This is a genomic window from Arthrobacter sp. zg-Y1219 (assembly GCF_030125545.1).
Taxonomy (GTDB): Bacteria; Actinomycetota; Actinomycetes; order Actinomycetales; family Micrococcaceae; genus Arthrobacter_B.
The window spans coordinates 51,893-67,683 of sequence record NZ_JASKLY010000015.1 but is presented as its reverse complement, the minus strand read 5'-3'; the positions used below and the strand labels follow the sequence as shown (position 1 = coordinate 67,683).

The 15,791-nt window shown below is 65.6% G+C and carries 16 protein-coding genes; 8 read left to right on the top strand and 8 right to left on the bottom strand.

The window, feature by feature from the left end; all coding sequences use genetic code 11:
* Window positions 1–816 carry an ABC transporter permease gene (locus tag QNO00_RS13280; protein ID WP_229965027.1) on the top strand — a complete coding sequence of 272 codons (816 nt, stop codon included), beginning with the start codon at window positions 1–3 and terminating at the stop codon, window positions 814–816.
* An 84-nt stretch (window positions 817–900) separates the two neighbouring features.
* On the opposite strand, the gene QNO00_RS13275 is transcribed toward QNO00_RS13280, so the two are convergent.
* Window positions 901–1,017 (bottom strand): DUF3253 domain-containing protein, encoded by a 117-nt coding sequence (locus QNO00_RS13275; protein ID WP_502863368.1) that lies wholly within the window; start codon window positions 1,015–1,017, stop codon window positions 901–903.
* A 148-nt stretch (window positions 1,018–1,165) separates the two neighbouring features.
* Between QNO00_RS13275 and QNO00_RS13270 the strand changes: the two genes are divergently transcribed.
* The 4 genes from QNO00_RS13270 to QNO00_RS13255 all read left to right on the top strand — a co-directional run bounded on the left by QNO00_RS13270 (window position 1,166) and on the right by QNO00_RS13255 (window position 5,510).
* Complete coding sequence (locus QNO00_RS13270) at window positions 1,166–1,651, top strand: SRPBCC family protein (protein WP_284024826.1); 486 nt, start codon at window positions 1,166–1,168, stop codon at window positions 1,649–1,651.
* Window positions 1,652–1,825: 174 nt separating this feature from the next.
* Window positions 1,826–2,815 (top strand): LLM class flavin-dependent oxidoreductase, encoded by a 990-nt coding sequence (locus QNO00_RS13265; protein ID WP_284024825.1) that lies wholly within the window; start codon window positions 1,826–1,828, stop codon window positions 2,813–2,815.
* Between the two features lie 326 nt (window positions 2,816–3,141).
* On the top strand, window positions 3,142–3,609 hold the full coding sequence (locus QNO00_RS13260; protein WP_229964556.1) for an acyl-CoA thioesterase: 468 nt from the start codon (window positions 3,142–3,144) through the stop codon (window positions 3,607–3,609).
* Window positions 3,610–4,175: 566 nt separating this feature from the next.
* On the top strand, window positions 4,176–5,510 hold the full coding sequence (locus QNO00_RS13255) for a TetR/AcrR family transcriptional regulator (protein ID WP_229964557.1): 1,335 nt from the start codon (window positions 4,176–4,178) through the stop codon (window positions 5,508–5,510).
* A gap of 40 nt (window positions 5,511–5,550) precedes the next feature.
* Here the strand turns inward: QNO00_RS13255 and QNO00_RS13250 are convergent, their stop codons facing one another.
* The 4 genes from QNO00_RS13250 to QNO00_RS13235 are packed head-to-tail and all read right to left on the bottom strand — an operon-like array spanning window position 5,551 to window position 9,583.
* Window positions 5,551–6,741, bottom strand: a complete 1,191-nt coding sequence (locus QNO00_RS13250; protein WP_284024824.1) for a flavin reductase — start codon at window positions 6,739–6,741, stop codon at window positions 5,551–5,553.
* Between the two features lie 30 nt (window positions 6,742–6,771).
* Entirely contained in the window at window positions 6,772–7,779 is a 1,008-nt protein-coding gene (gene dmpG, locus QNO00_RS13245; protein WP_284024823.1) for a 4-hydroxy-2-oxovalerate aldolase, read from the bottom strand.
* Entirely contained in the window at window positions 7,776–8,768 is a 993-nt protein-coding gene (locus QNO00_RS13240) for an acetaldehyde dehydrogenase (acetylating) (RefSeq protein WP_284015412.1), read from the bottom strand. Before QNO00_RS13240 ends, dmpG begins: the two co-directional genes overlap by 4 nt.
* Window positions 8,768–9,583, bottom strand: a complete 816-nt coding sequence (locus QNO00_RS13235; RefSeq protein WP_229964560.1) for a 2-keto-4-pentenoate hydratase — start codon at window positions 9,581–9,583, stop codon at window positions 8,768–8,770. Before QNO00_RS13235 ends, QNO00_RS13240 begins: the two co-directional genes overlap by 1 nt.
* A 355-nt stretch (window positions 9,584–9,938) precedes the next feature.
* Between QNO00_RS13235 and QNO00_RS13230 the strand changes: the two genes are divergently transcribed.
* Window positions 9,939–10,649 (top strand): IclR family transcriptional regulator, encoded by a 711-nt coding sequence (locus QNO00_RS13230; protein ID WP_284024822.1) that lies wholly within the window; start codon window positions 9,939–9,941, stop codon window positions 10,647–10,649.
* 46 nt (window positions 10,650–10,695) lie between these two features.
* Here QNO00_RS13230 and QNO00_RS13225 read toward each other — a convergent pair whose 3' ends face one another.
* The 3 genes from QNO00_RS13225 to QNO00_RS13215 form a co-directional block, all read right to left on the bottom strand.
* Entirely contained in the window at window positions 10,696–11,175 is a 480-nt protein-coding gene (locus QNO00_RS13225) for a nuclear transport factor 2 family protein (protein ID WP_284024821.1), read from the bottom strand.
* A gap of 129 nt (window positions 11,176–11,304) precedes the next feature.
* A complete protein-coding gene (locus QNO00_RS13220; protein ID WP_229964563.1) occupies window positions 11,305–12,231 on the bottom strand; it encodes a VOC family protein in 927 nt (308 codons plus the stop codon).
* 50 nt (window positions 12,232–12,281) lie between these two features.
* Window positions 12,282–13,466, bottom strand: a complete 1,185-nt coding sequence (locus QNO00_RS13215; protein WP_284024820.1) for an acyl-CoA dehydrogenase family protein — start codon at window positions 13,464–13,466, stop codon at window positions 12,282–12,284.
* A gap of 224 nt (window positions 13,467–13,690) precedes the next feature.
* Here QNO00_RS13215 and QNO00_RS13210 point away from each other — a divergent pair, with 224 nt between their 5' ends.
* Together QNO00_RS13210 and QNO00_RS13205 are read left to right on the top strand one after the other, a co-directional pair.
* Complete coding sequence (locus QNO00_RS13210) at window positions 13,691–14,593, top strand: alpha/beta fold hydrolase (protein WP_229964565.1); 903 nt, start codon at window positions 13,691–13,693, stop codon at window positions 14,591–14,593.
* Between the two features lie 53 nt (window positions 14,594–14,646).
* Entirely contained in the window at window positions 14,647–15,777 is a 1,131-nt protein-coding gene (locus tag QNO00_RS13205; protein WP_284024818.1) for a 2Fe-2S iron-sulfur cluster-binding protein, read from the top strand.
* Window positions 15,778–15,791: the final 14 nt, after the last annotated feature.

The window sequence follows — 15,791 nt, the reverse complement described above, 5'->3', positions numbered from 1 at the left end:
ATGCACACGAACGCTCCCCTTCAGAGGGCCATTGGCCGCTGCCTGGTTCCGGTCAGCGGCGGGCTCGCGTTCCTGTTCCTGCTGATACCGATCGGCTATGTGTTCGCCTTTTCCTTCAACGATGCCGGACGCACCAACCTCACCTGGCGCGGGTTCACGCTGGCCAACTGGCAGAACCCCTGCGGTGCCCCCGAAGTGTGCGAGTCGCTGGCGAACAGCCTGCAGATCGGCGTGATTTCCACGGTGCTGGCAACAGCCCTGGGAACGGCCATCGCCGTCGGGCTGGTGCGCTACCGCTTCCGCTTCAGCGCCACCGCCAACATGCTCATTTTCCTTCCGCTGGCCACGCCCGAGGTGGTGCTGGGTGCCTCGCTGCTGGCGCAGTTCCTCAACGTGGGCGCCGAACTGGGCAAGGGAACGCTCATCATCGCGCACACCATGTTCTGCATTTCGTTTGTGGTGGTGACGGTGAAAGCGAGAGTCGCCGGGCTCGACCCGAAGCTGGAGGAGGCCGCAGCGGATCTCTACGCCTCACCGCTGCAGGCGTTCTGGCGGATCACCTTTCCCCTGCTGCTGCCGGGCATCATGGCTGCCGCACTGTTGGCCTTCGCCATGAGCTTTGACGATTTCATCATTACCAATTTCAATTCCGGGAACGTTGATACTTTTCCAAAGTTCATTTACGTGGCAGCGACCCGCGGGATTCCGGCGCAGGCCAATGTCATTGGCTCGATAATGTTCATTGTCTCGCTGCTGCTGGTTGTCGGCGGGCAGGTCCTTGCCCATCACCGGGCCAAGCAGCTCGCTGCCAGATAAACGGCTGCCAGACAGCTGGCCGCCAGACGCCGGAACCGGGGACCATCAGCGGGGTCGGCGGACCATCAGCGGAACCACGGACCATCAGCGGGGTCGGCGGATCCGGATGGGGCCCCTGGCCGCGGCCAGGTCGACCACGTTGCCGTGCTGGGTTATTTCCACCTCGCCGCGGTCGGCCAGCCGTGCAGCAGCCCGGCGCACCGGTTCCGGTTCTCCATGGAGACCATTGTGCCTGCCAAAAGGGCCACGGCAGCGGTTCTGCCCATTCGGATCAGCGGAGGGGATCGCAGATCCGTCCTCAGCGGTTCACACTGGACAAAACGTGCCGCCCGCCTCGAAAGGAACTGCCATGATGGATCCCATATCTCCGCAGAACCCCGAAGAGCAACTGCTCATCGAGCGAACCTTTCCCGTTCCGCAGCAGGCCGTCTATGACGCCTGGGCAGATCTGTCCGCCGCGACCGAATGGTGGGGGCCCGAAGGGTTCATCGTGCCGGCCGACCGCGTCAGCAGCGAGGACCGGGTGGGCGGGACCTACCGTGCCTGCATGGTCAACACGGTCACCGGCGACGAGCTGTGGTGGGGAGGCGTCCTGCGGAACATTGAGCCGCCGAACAGGCTCGCCATGACCCAGCAGTGGCTGGGCGCGGACGGAACCCCGGCGAGTTCGGAAACACTCATCACCGTGGACCTGTTCCCGCACCACGACGGCACGCGCATGGTTTTCCGGCAGGGACCGTTCACCGACCGGCGTGATGCGGACGGCCACCGGACGGGTTGGAACTCGTCCTTTGACCGGCTCTCGCGCTATCTTGCGCGGCACCGCGGCGAGTGACCGCGGGGAGCGTTTGCGGGAGCGACCGCGGCGGGTGCCGCCGTCGTCGTCGTGCGCGGTGTGATTCAGAACCTGCCGGGCGTGAAATAAGCCGGCGGCCTTTGCAGTTGCACCTAATAACGTGTCCGGGGCAAACAGCTCTGGGACACCCATGCAACGAAAGGCCGAAATTACATGACTGTCCCGCTTTCGATCCTCGATCTGGCCATCATCGACGAGGGCGAAACCGCGCGCGACTCCTTCGCGTCCAGCCTGGCCCTGGCCCGGCATGCCGAGAAGCTGGGCTACACGCGGATTTGGTACGCCGAGCACCACAACATGCCCACCATCGCCTCGTCCGCGACCAGCGTCCTGGTCGGTTACATCGCCGCCAACACGCAGAGCATCCGGTTGGGCGCCGGCGGAGTCATGCTGCCCAACCATGCACCGCTCACCATCGCTGAGCAGTTCGGCACGCTGGAAACCCTCTTTCCGGGGCGCATCGACCTGGGTCTGGGCCGTGCACCGGGCAGCGACCAAAAGACCATGCGCGCGCTGCGCCGCGACCCGATGTCGGCCGACAGCTTCCCGCAGGATGTGCAGGAGCTGCAGGGATACCTCACCGGCAACACGCTCATTCCCGGCATCGACGCCACCCCGGGGAAGGGCACCAACGTGCCGCTGTACATCCTGGGCTCGTCCCTGTTCGGCGCCAAGCTGGCTGCCGCGCTGGGGCTGCCGTACTCCTTTGCGTCGCATTTCGCTCCGCAGGCCCTGCAGGACGCAGTGGCCATATACCGCCGCGACTTCCGGCCCTCCGAACAGCTGGCGGAGCCGTACGTCATTGCCGGCGTCAACGCCATCGCCGCTGACACCACGGAAGAAGCACGGCAGATGTTCGAGGACGGACAGCGCCGCCGCGTCACCCAGCTCTTCGGACGCGACCGGACCTTCACGCCCGAGGAAGCCGATCTCATCCTGGAATCCCCGGGCGGCCAGCAGGTCAAGCAGATGGGCCGCTACTCCGCAGTGGGCACCCCCGCCGAGGTCCGGGACTACCTGGACTGGTTCGCCACCCACGCCGACGCCGACGAGCTGATCATCGCCACTCAGACGGCCACCCTCGAGTCCCGGCTGCACTCGTTCGAGCTGCTGGCCGGGGTCACGGAGCTGGCCAAGGCATAGCCCGACGGCGCCGGTCCCGGTCCCTCGCGCTACGCTCGGCTGCCCTCTGCGTCCTCCGGGCGCCGGGCAGATTCCGGGCCGGGCTGGAGCACGGGCGGTGGAAGTCCCTCTCAGCTGCGAGAGAGCAGCTATGGCGGGTTTCGGCTTCCCCCGCGATCCGAGAGCGCAGATATGGCGGGTTAAATCGTGCTTTTCCCGCCATAGCTGCGCTTTCGCTGCGCCCGGCGGGCTGAAACCGACCATATCTGCGCTTTCGGTCTGGTCGGCAGTCCGAAGCGCAGACCGTGTCCGCCTGACCGCTGCTGTGCCTGTGCCAGAATCGACGCATGATTGAAACTCCGCAGGTCATCCAGTGTTCCGTCGGCATGCGCTGGGGAGACATGGATGCCTACGGGCACGTGAACAACGTGGAAATCCTCCGAATTCTGGAAGAAGCCCGCATCCATGCCTTCGGCCCGCCCGGCGGCACCGGGGGACCGGGCCGGGAACCCGTCGTCGCGCTCTTCAACAACGTGCCAGCGGGGACCCAGGCGCTGGTCGCCGAGCACCGGGTGAAATACCTGTCACCGCTGACGTACCGGAACATTCCGGCTGACATTGCCGTCTGGATTAGTGCACTCAAAGGGGCCAGCCTCACCATCGCCTACGTCATCCGCGATCCCGTCACCGCGCAGACCTGCGCGAAGGCGGAGACAACCCTCGCCTTCGTCGACGGCGATACGGGCCGGCTGCTGCGGATTGCGCCGGAGCAGAAGGCTCTGATGCTGCCGTATCTCGGGGCTTCCGTTTTCTAGGCGATATGTCTTCCAACCGATAGGAAGAACCTCCAAACTATGGGGGCGCCGTCGCGGGCCATGAAGCCCGCCGTATCTGCACGCTGGAGCGGTCGGCTGAATCTCTCGTGCAGGTCAGGCACTCTGAAGGGCCGCATGGGAATCTCTCGTGCAGATCAGGCACTCTGAAGGGCCGCATGGGAATCTCTCGTGCAGATCAGGCACTCTGAAGGGCCGTTTTCGTCGCTTTGAGGACGTGATCTGCACGAAGGATTTATCCGGAGGACCTGATCTGCACGAAGGATGCCGAAAAGCCCATTAATGCCTCCCTCGGTGCCGCAACCGACCCCGAAAGTGCAGCTCTGGGGGGATACTGTCCGCGATAGTACAGATCTGAGGGGATTGGACCTTGGGATGAACCCGTTGACTGTCCAAACGCCCCACCCAACAAACACCCCCCCCAAAAAACCCACGCGTCCCGGCCAGTATCACTCGCCGGGACCGCCGCCACCGGTCCTTCAGCGCTGTGATAAAGATTGGGTGGCCGAAGCTGACGGAGTTTCGAGCCGGAGAGCATCGGATGGGCAGTGGCGCAGCGCAAGACAGACCGAAAGAATCTGCAGGGGGAACAGACCCGTACCCGGATTCTCGAAGAAACCATGCACCTGACCGCCCGGTACGGGTACGACGGCACCAAGCTTGCCATGGTCAGAAAAGCCACCGGCCTCTCAGCCAGTTCCATTTACTGGCATTTCGCCAACAAGGACCAGCTGATCGCAGCAGCCTTGGAACAAGCATTCACCGTGCAGTCGCAGTCCCTGCCCAACTGGCTGGAGTCTTCGCCGGGGGAGTCCCGGAGGGCCGACCTGTACAGCAATATCCTGCAGCTGCCCCGGCTTGACTCCAAGATGGATTACTGGCGGTTTGGCCTCCAGCTGACCGTGGTCCACCCGCCGGTCGCTTCACCGGCCCGGGACCGGTTCCTGCAGATCCGCCGCGAGAGCACTGACTGGCTGGCCCGGTGGTGGGAGCGGACCCTGCCGGAACAGATGGAGCAGCGAAAGGCTGCGGCGCTGCTGCTGGGCAGGTGCACCCTGGCTATCCGCGACAGTGAGTTCATCCAACGGCACGGCAGCCGGCAGCTCGACGGCGGCCGCGTCACCTGGCTGATCTCGGCATGCTTGGACATCATGGCGGACCTAACCGTTGAACTGGCTCCGGACCGGCGGCTTGATGCCGTGTTCGAGCCGGTACCGCCGGTCTACGAACCGGTCCCGTCTGCCGCGGCGGCCGGAGCCGAGGGCGGGCGCGAGGCGTTCCTGCGGGCTGCGGAGGAAACCATAGCGGAGTTCGGCTACGACGGCGTCACCGTCGCCAGAGTGTGCGAGAAGGCTGCCCTTCCAGCCAGTTCGCTGTACTGGTCCTTCAAGGACAAGGACGCCCTGATCGCGACTGTGATCGACAATGCCCGCCGCGGCTGGGAGACCGCACGGCCGAATCTGCAGCCGCGGCCCGCCGACGGCGACTGGTCGGTCATCCTGCGCGGGTTCTTCCTGCGTGCCCTGGAGGGTCGTGCGGCGGAAACACGGATCCGGCGGCTGGGACTGCTGCTGATGCTTCAACCCGCCGTTGGACCCGAGGGGAGCAGCCAGCGTCTGGAGCCGGTGCTGCAGAGCATGCAAAGCATGACCGGGGAATGGCTCCGAAGCGTGCTTTCCCCGGAGCTGGCGGAGGAACCGAGGGCGGAGCTGGCCGACTATCTGTCCGAGTGCATTTTCCGAATTCTTGATGGGCTTATGCTGAGCCGGCAGATCGACGGAAGCCACTGGGACCCCGAGGTGCTGGCGGAACTGACGAGCACGGCGCTGTACCGTGTCGCCGCCCTGGTTCAGGGCGGCGACACCATCCCCGGCGGATCCTGATCCCGGCAGCTGCTGGAACCAGGACCGTCCGGGGCGCCGATCAGGGTTGGCTGCCGGCGGCCGCGCCAAGCGTCCGGGCGGCGGCCAGCAACTCCTCGGCCCAGGCCAGGATCCGTTCCGCCGGGGCGGAGCTCGGCAGGTTAGCGATACGCAGGACCAGCCGGACCTTCCCGGCCGCGTCGAACACCGGCGCGAGCAGGGAGTCGACGTCGTAGGTCTGCCCGGGCTCAAGGGTGACCGGCGCGTAGCTGCTGGAGGTGCGGGAGATGATCTCGCGGATGTCGCGCTCCTGGGCCGGCGTGTAGCCGCCAGAGGAGTACTCGCGCAGGGCCTCGATGATCCGTTCGTCCCGGTAGTCGCCGCGCATTGTCAACGACCAGCCGCGGCGCCGCACTGCTTCGAGGCGCTCACGGTACTGCTCCTGCGTGCATTCGTCGCTGGGCAGCGCCCGGGACAGCCATTGGTCAACCGCCGCGGCATCTTCCCAGGCAACGCAGAGCTCGCCCCAGGGCGGCATGAGCGGAATCCGTTCGCCCAGCCGTGCTTCGGCGTCGGAAGCTCCGGCAGTGGCAACATTGACTGCCATCTGGTCGCTGATTACGGCCATGGCGGTGCACTCCACGGACAGCGTGGCCGCCAGCCGGTCGATTTCCGCCCGGCCCCGTTCGGCCAGGCGCACACCGGTTATCAGGTCCGCCTCGAAGGGCGCGCTGAGCGACAGCGGAGCGAATCTTCCATAACCGCCCTGGAAAAACAGCAGCGGTGCCACCGGCCGGCAAACCTGCAGCTCGGACACGGCACCGATGACAATGTGGTGGTCCCCGGCGTCGTTGATTGATTCGAAGGTGCAATCAATGAAGGCGACGACGCCGTCCAGCACCGGCGCGCCCAGCGGCGACGGCTGCCAGGGCACGCCGTCGAACTTGTCGGCGGCCCGGCCGGCAAACCGGCGGCACAGGTCCTCCTGGTCCGCGGCCAGCACATTCACGCAGAAGGCCTTCGCGGTCCGCAGCCGCTGGAAGGTCTGCGAGGCCACGGTGGGCAGGAATGCAACCAGGGGCGGATCCAGGGACACCGAGGTGAAGGAACCCACGATCATGCCCACGGGCGCGCCGTCTTCGGCAATGCCGGTGATAAGGACCACACCGGTGGGGAAGTGGCCCAGCACATTGCGGAACGTCAGCGGATCGCCGGTGGCGGCACGCTGTTCTCCGATACTGATTTCGGTCATCGTATTTCCTTTGTCCAAACCATTTTCGGGCTAGTTCCGGGCCAGCAGATCCAGTGCCACGTCCACAATCATGTCCTCCTGGCCGCCCACCATCCGCCGCTTGCCCAGCTCCATCAGGATGTCGGTGGTGGGGATTCCGTACCGGGTGCTGGCGGTCTCGGCGTGGCGCAGGAAGCTGGAGTAGACCCCGGCGTAGCCAAGCGACAGGGTTTCCCGGTCCACCCGGACCGGGCGGTCCTGCAGCGGACGGACCAGGTCATCGGCGGCATCCATCAGGGCCGGGAGGTTGCAGCCGTGGTCAATTCCGAACTTGTCAGCGGCGGCGATGAACGCCTCCAGCGGAGCGTTGCCGGCGCCGGCACCCATGCCGGCCAGCGAGGCATCCACCCGGTTGGCGCCGTGCTCCACGGCGGTCAGGGAGTTAGCCACGCTCAGCGAGAGGTTCTCGTGGGCGTGGATGCCGATCTCCGTGGCCGGATCCAGTACCTGCCGGAAGGCGTCCACCCGTTCGGCCACGCCCGGCATGGTCAGCGCGCCGCCGGAGTCGACCACGTACACGCAGGTGGCGCCGTAGCTTTCCATCAGCTTCGCCTGCTTGGCCAGCTCCGCCGGCGGGATCATGTGGGACATCATCAAGAAGCCCACGGTGTCCATGCCCAGGTTGCGGGCGGCGCCGATGTGCTGCGCCGACACGTCGGCTTCGGTGCAGTGGGTGGCTATGCGCACCACCGAGGCGCCGGCGCTGTTCGCGTCCTTGAGGTGATGGATGGTGGCGATGCCGGGCAGCGCCAGCGTGGCGACCTTGGCCTGCTTGACGGCGGCCGCGACGGCGGAGATCCACTCCAGATCGGTGTGCGCGCCGAAACCGTAGACACAGGAGGAGCCGTTGATGCCGTCGCCGTGGGCGACCTCGATGGAGGCGACGCCGGCGGCGTCGAGCGCGGTGGCGATCGCCACCGCCTGGTCCACCGTGTACTGGTGCCGGATGGCGTGCATGCCGTCCCGCAGGGTCACGTCGGAGATGTAGAGCCTGCTCATGCTGATGCCTCCTGCATTGCCGGGGTTGTGCCTGGTTCTTCGCCGCGCTTTTGGACCCCGCCGCGTTCGGCCCAGCGCTCGGCCACGGCCATTGCTGCGGAGGTCATGATGTCCAGGTTCCCGGCGTAGGCGGGAAGGTAGTGCGCAGCGCCGGTCACTTCGAGCATCACCGTCACCCGGGTGCCCTCGAATTTCCCCGAGCCCGGCATGTGGAGCGCGGTGTCTCCGGCGAAGGTTTCGAACTGCACTGCCTGCTTGAGCTTGTAGCCCGGAACGTATTTCTGCACCGCTGCGGCCATGGCGCCGATTGAGGCCTCGATGGCGGCATGGTCAGGCTGGCCCTCCACCAGGCAGTACACGGTGTTGCGCATCAGCATCGGCGGCTCGGCCGGGTTCATGATGATGATGGCCTTGCCCTCGGCCGCACCGCCCACCTCGACCAGTGCCTGCGAGGTGGTTTCGGTGAACTCGTCGATGTTGGCCCGGGTGCCGGGCCCGGCGGAACGGGACGCAACCGAGGACACGATTTCCGCGTACCGCACCGGTGCCACCTGCGAGACTGCGGCCACCATGGGCACCGTCGCCTGGCCGCCGCACGTCACCATGTTCAGGTTGGGTTCGTCCAGATGGTCCTCGAGGTTAACCACGGGGACGCAATAGGGCCCGACGGCGGCCGGCGTCAGGTCCAGCACCCGCACGCCGGTGTCCTTCAGCAGGTCCCAATTGGTCAGGTGGGCCGAGGCGCTGGTGGCATCAAAGACAACCTTGATGTCCTTGAAGTTGGGCAGGTCGAGCAAACCTTGGATGCCGTCGGCCGTTGTGGGAACGCCCATCCCGGCCGCACGCCGGAGCCCGTCGGAATCCGGATCGATTCCTACCATGGCTCCCATTTCCAGCCGTTCGGACCCGCGAATTACCTTGATCATCAGATCGGTGCCGATGTTGCCGGAGCCGATGATGGCCACCGGCCAGCGTTCGTTGTTGCCCACTAGTTCTCCTCATGTTTGATGCGGACCTGTCCAAGTCCCTGAATGCTTGCAACTGCGTTGGCGCCTGGGGGAAAGGCGACCATGGGACCGAGGGCGCCTGTCATCAGGACTTGTCCGGCCCGGAGCGGCCGCTCCAGCTGTGCCATGCGCCGAACCAGCCAAAGCGCCGCCCGGTAGGGGTGGCCGAGGCAGGCGGCGCCCGAGCCCACGGATTCCACCACGCCGTTGACCTCCATGACCATGCCGGCCACCGCGAGGTCCAGCGCCGACGGCAGCACCGGGCGCGTTCCGGTGACGATCCGTCCGCTGGAGGCGTTGTCGGCGATGGTGTCCAGGATGGAGATGTCCCAGTTCCGGATCCTCGAGCCGACGATTTCGATGGCGGGCAGCAGATGGTCCACGGCCGCTATCAGTTCGCTCAGGGTGGTGTCCGGTTCGACGAGATCCTTCTTCAGGACCAGTGCCACCTCGGCTTCCACCCGCGGCTGCAGGACCTCGCCGGCAGCGAGGATTTCACCGTCGGCAAGGCACATGTCGGCGAACAGGACGCCGAAGTCGGGCTGGTCCACGCCCATCTGGGACTGGACCGCCTTGGAGGTGAGGCCGATCTTGCGGCCGACCACCCGTCGGCCCTCCGCGATCCACACGTCCTCGTTTGCCCGCTGCACTGCGTAGGCGGCGCCGATCCCGCCGGCGGAAAGCGCATCGTGAATCGGATCGATCACCACGCCGTCCCGTTCGGCGCGACGCAAACGCGCGGCCAGTTCTTCAAGACCGGCCGTATCAGCAGGTGCTGTTTCGATGGTTGCCGTCATTAGTCCTCCCAAATGAGGGCTCCAGTATCACTTGGGTGGTGCGTGCGACGGCGCGGCAGTCCCGGAGAGCGGGATGGCAGCGGGTGGCGGCAGTTTGTCGGAGGCCTGTAGTGATGTGTACAGTGAACCCACGATGTGCTGCAGCTCACATCGCCGCAGCTTCGGCTGTCCCGCTATTGGTTAGCTGCGCCAAGGAGGTTTTACAGCCAATGAATGTCTGTCACTTGGTGCCACTGCGACGTGTGGCTCGTATTTTCGGGCGGTCCCGATGAGTGTTTCCACGAGTTCACGAAGCACTTCGGCAGTTGCCTGGCCGTCACCGGCAAGCGCACCGCCTCCGGCCATGGCGGCCAGAATGACGCTGATCATGGAGACGTTTGAGTCCCGGACGGTTCGGCTTCTGCTCGACGAGATTGCTACCCGGACGCGTCTTCCCCGGTCCACAACACACCGGATCCTGGACCAGCTGGTTCAGCTGGGCTGGCTCGAACACACCCCCGACGGTTACGGAATGGGCTGGCGGTCACTGCAGTTCAGCGGGCTGGATGATGGAAACAGCCGGATCCGTGCCGAGGCTGCACCGCTGCTGCACAGCCTGCAGATGCGCACCGGGATGGTGGTGCATCTTGCCGTCCTCAAGGGAGCCAACATTCACTACTTGGATAAAGCAGGCGGCCGCTCGGCCACGTTGGTTCCGTCGCGCGTGGGCGGCATCGCTCCGGCGCATGCAACGGCACTGGGCAAGGCGATGCTCGCCTGGCTGAATCCCGAGCAGGTGGATGACCTGTTCAAGAACGGCCTGCCCCCGTCGACCGGACGGACGATCAGCGATTCGAGCACGCTCTACGCCGAGCTTCACCGCATCCGGCAGCGCGGCGGGCTGGCCTTCGAATCCGGCGAGAGCTACGAGGGCATCGCCTGCGTGGCGGCCGCAATCCGCAGCCGCCGGAAACCGGTGGCAAGCATTTCGCTGGTGGGGACGTGCTCCGATCCCATCGAACGGGTGGCCCCGCTGGTCATGGACGCCGCCCGCCAGGTGTCGGAGGCTCTGTTTCCCAGCCAGTAGCGTTTCTGTGCCGAGTATTTCGCTGCCGGGCGCGGGCATGTACTGGTCAGCTGCCGGCGGCCGGCGGGGTCAGCATGCCGCGAACCGAGCGGCGGCTGAACTTCCATCCCTGCGCGGTCCGAACGAGCTCGTCGGTGTAGATGCCGAGGGAATCGTTGAGGCTGCCGTCCAGGCGCCGGCCGAAGGCGTGAAAGTACGCGGTGCAGGCGGCGGAATTTCCGTCAATGGTGATGATGTGGTTGGACGTCAGATGACAGGTGCCGGCGTTGGAAGCCATGGTCGCTGCGAAGAACTCCCGGAGAGCCTTCGTGCCCTGAATCGCCGGGATTCCCCAGCCGCTGCCGTCCCAGACTCCGTCGTCGGTGAACAGGGACACCAGTTCGTCCAGCAGGCCGCCGTCGAGGTTGCCGGCGTACTCGTGCGTCAGCCGACGGATCTGTTCGATGTCGGTGATTCCGGCGTCGTTGCCCACGGTGCCGTTGCCCGCGTCGTTGCCCACGGTGCCGGGAAGGGATGAAGCTGTCATCGCGGGTCCTTGTCGGGGGAGGGTCGTCAGGAAGGAAAGGCAAGCAAGTCAGGAAAGCCAGGTCCGGGGGAGAAACAGGGGCGGTCTCCCGCGCTCTGCCTCTCCGCCAGACCTGTTCCGGGCGAACCGCTAGTTAGCGGAAACGGTCTGGGGCGGCACAAACGCAGCGTAGGGCTCGCTCGCTGATTTGTCGTGTCCCCAGTAGCTTTCGGCGGTGATCTCCTCGGACGTGTAATACGTCTCGTCCACGAGCATTCCGGCCGTGCCGTATTCGATATCCCAGCCGCCGGGTGCGCGGACATAGAACGAGACCATCTTGTCGTTGGTGTGGCGGCCCAGGGACGCGCTGAGGGTGAACCCCAGCTTGTTGACCTTGTCCTGGGCGCGGCCGACGGTGTCCAGGTCCTCGACCTCCACCATCAGGTGGACCAGTCCCGGCGCTTCGCCGTGCGGTGCCGGGCCGATGGCCAGGCTGTGGTGGCGCTGGTTGATCCCGAAGAAACGGAACCGAACGGCCGGACGGCGCGCTCCGAGGCGGACGGCGCCGCGCGGCAGGAAGCCCAGGACATTCGTGTAGAAGGAGGTGGTTTCCTCCATCTTGGTGGTGGGCAGCACCACGTGGCCCATGCCGTGGTCCCCGGTGATGAACTTCTGTCCGTATCCGGTCAGCACCGGGCTGTGGTCCAGGCGGGGGCCGAAGAAGATCTCCACCGGGGTGCCGCCGGGATCGGTGAAGGTAATGACCTGCTCCAGGCCGCGCTCGTCGGAGGCTTCTTCGCTGAGCCAGGTGACGGGGAAACCCGCTGCTTCCACATCCTTGGCCACGGCGGCCAGCGCGAACTGGTCGCGGACCTCCCAACCCACTGCCAGGACCTTGTCGGAGTCGCCCGGAAGCACGATCAGGCGGGCTTCGCGTTCGTCCATCCGCAGGTACAGGCCCTCCGGATTCGGGCCCTTCGCCTCAGCGAATCCCAGGCCGTCGAGGGTCAGTTCGCGCCAGCGGTCAATGTGCTGGGTCTGGACTTTCAGATAGCCCAGTCCTCGGATATGCGTCATGTCATTCCTCGCTTTACTTTTGGGTGTTGCTGCCAAATGGGGGGAGGCGCCTAGACCATGCCGGTCAGGTTGGCCGGCGGTTCCATGCCCAGCTCCGTGAGGACGGCGGCATGGTAGTTGGGGCCCGGCACATGGATGGCGTGGGCCAGGCCCATGTGCGCATCGCGCCAGAAGCGCTGGATGGGGTTGTTCAGGCGCAGTCCGTTGCCGCCCGAGCGGGAGAGGATGGCGTCGATTCCGGCAGTGGCACGCCAGGCTGCCTGGATCTGCGTCCGGCGGCCCACCGCCCGCTGTTCCAGGGTGACCTCGCGGCCGGCTGCGACGGTGTCATAGATCCTGTTGATGTTGTCCAGCAGCGCCGTCCTGGAGGCCCGGATCTCGCCGGCGGCCTCGCTGATTGCATACATGCTGTACGGATCATCGGTGCTCTTGGAACCGTTGACCTGCTGGCGGTTGCGCTGGTAGTTCAGATGGGCCTGCAAGGCACCCTCTGCGATGCCCACGACCGCGGCGGTGAGGCCGAGGGGGAACAGGCTGTAGAACGGGATCCGGTGGATCGGCTCGGTTTTGCCCGCGTCACGGGCCACCTTGCCGGAGAAAAGGTCAGCCTGCTTCAGCACGCGGTATTCCGGGACGAAGACGTCCTTGATGATGACGTCCTTGCTGCCGGTGCCCCGCAGTCCCACGACCTCCCACGAATCCTCGACAATCGTGTAGTCGGCACGGGGAATGACGACGTGCAGGGACTGGCGCGGGACGGCCGGCTTGCCCTCGCTGTCGCCGAGGAACGCCCCGAGAATGACCCAGGAGGCATGGTCCGTGCCGCTGGAAAACTGCCAGTGTCCGCTGAGCCGGTAACCGTCGTCGGTCGGGGTGGCAACGCCCATGGGCGCGTAGGGGGAGGAGACCCAGGTGTCCTGGTCAGCTCCCCAGATTTCCTCCTGCAGCTTCGGGGACATGACGTCCAGCTCCCAGGGATGGACGCCGACGACGCCGGCAACCCAGCCCGCGGCTCCGTCAAGGCTGGCGATCTTCATGACCGTTTCGGCGAAGTCCGCCGGATGCGCCCGGGTGCCGCCGTATTCAACCGGAGCAAGCAGCTTCATGACCCCGGACTGGCGCAGGATGTCAACGGTGCCGTCACTGAGTTTGCCCAGATCTTCATTGATCTGTGCGAAGGAGCGAAGCTCCTCCCCGCGCTCGGTCAGCACGTCTGAACATGCGGTAATCGTCATTGGATCGCTTCTCGCTTTCTCTCCGGGGCGCAGACCGCCACTTATGCAAAATCTAGGCGCGATTCCCCCGGGGGAGCGGGAAATGTCCCAGTCACCGGGATTTGCCGCCCGGCCTGTCGCAGCCCCGATTTATCCCGGTCATCGAGACCCGTGCAACGGCCCGAGCGGGCACTGTTTATGGTTCTCGTAGACCGAAGAGATTCGCACATCGAGGAGCCTGAGAAATGACCACGGACCTTCGCCACGAGCCGGGCAAGACGGCCCCGATCAGTGATGGATCATCCCTGCGCGAGCTGCAGACGGAGCACGGGGTGCTGCGCTACCACGAAGCCGGCGACGGACCGCCGCTGGTGTTCCTGCACGGTTCCGGCCCCGGGGTGACCGGCATGCGGAACTTCGGGGGCATCCTTCCGGCGTTCGCCGAGCACTTCCGCTGCTACGTGCTGGAGTTTCCGGGCTTCGGCGTCAGCGACGCCACTGACCTGCATCCCATGCAGGCGGGCGCACAAGCGGTCACCGATTTCCTCGACGGCCTGGGCCTGGACCGCGTTGACATCATCGGCAACTCGATGGGCGGCATGATCGGCACCCGGTACGCCATCAGCCATCCCGACCGGGTTCGCCGCCTGGTGACCCTGGGTGGCATGGGCGTGAACATTTTCAGCCCTTCGCCCGCTGAAGGCATCAACCTCCTGATCGCCTTCACCGAGGACCCCACGCGGGAACGGCTGGTTCAGTGGCTGCGGTCCATGGTTTACGACCAGGAGCTGGTCACTGAGGAACTGATCAACGAGCGCTGGCAGCAGGCGACGGATCCGTTGACCCTGGCCAGTGCGCGGAAGATGTACAGCAGGGCGGCAATGAAGGCGACGGCGGCTGCGGCAGCCGCTTCAGATGCGGCTCCCGGTTGGACCCAGCTGCACAAGCTCAAGGCCAAAACCCTGATCACCTGGGGTCGTGATGACCGCGTCTCCCCGCTGGACGGTGTGCTTGTTCCGCTGCGGACCATTCCCGATGTGGAACTGCATGTGTTCCCCAACTGCGGCCACTGGGCCATGATCGAGCAGAAGGCGGCCTTCGAGAGCACAGTCCTCGCGTTCCTGCGGCGGGAAGAGGTTCCAGAGTGAACAATGCGATGACGAGCAATACGATGACGAACGATGCGAAAACGAGCAATGCGATGACGAACGAAGCTATGACGAGCGTAAAGAGTGCGGCAGTGAACACCGTGACCACGGAGATCGCGACCACGGAGACCGTGACGGCGAACGCCGCGCCGGCGGCCACCCCGCTGCAGGTGCGGGTGGTTGAGGTGATCCGCGAAACAGCTGACGCGCACACACTGGTGCTGGAGCCTGCGGGCGGCAGCGGGGAAACCATCAGCTACAAGCCCGGACAGTTCCTGACGGTTCGGATACCGAGTGAGCGGCCGTCCGGCGCCGCCCGCTGCTACTCCCTGTGCAGCTCCCCGCTGCAGGACGAAAAGCTGAAAATCACCGTCAAGCGAACCCGGGAGGGCTACGGTTCCAACTGGCTCTGCGACAACGTGGTGGAAGGACACGTGCTGGACATCCTGCGTCCCGCCGGTACCTTCACTCCGCACTCGCTGACCACTGACTTCCTCCTCTTTGCCGGCGGCAGCGGGGTGACCCCGGTGATGTCCATCATCAAGTCAGCCCTGGCCGGGGGAACCGGGCTCATCACCCTGATCTACGCCAACCAGGATGAATCGTCGGTGATCTTCCGCGAGGAGCTCATCGCGTTGACCAAAGCGCATCCGGGCCGGCTCAACGTCATTCACTGGCTGGGAACCGTTCAGGGCCTGCCCGACACAGCGTCCATCGGTGCCCTGGCTGCTCCGTACACCGACCGGGAAGTATTCATCTGCGGCCCGGGACCGTTCATGGACTGCGTCGCGTTATCCCTGAACACGCTGGGCATGCCGCCGGAGCGGATCCACATCGAACGCTTTACGTCGCTGGGGACTGATCCCTTTGCCCCCGTGGCCGTCGTCGTCGACGACACAACGGGGGAGAACGCGGTTGTGGAGGTGCAGCTGGACGGCCAGAGCAGCTCCGTGGCCTGGCCCGGCGGAAACCGTCTCTTGGACGTCCTGCTCAACGCCGGCCTCGACGCACCGTTCTCCTGCCGGGAGGGCGCCTGCAGCGCCTGCGTCTGCAGGGTCCTCGAAGGCGAGGTGCGGATGGAAAAGAACGAGGTTCTGGATGACACGGACCTCCGCGAGGGCTACACGCTGGCATGCCAGGCGGTCCCCGTCAGCGCGAAGGTCAGGGTTACGTACGACGAGTAGGGCCCCGAAGCCTG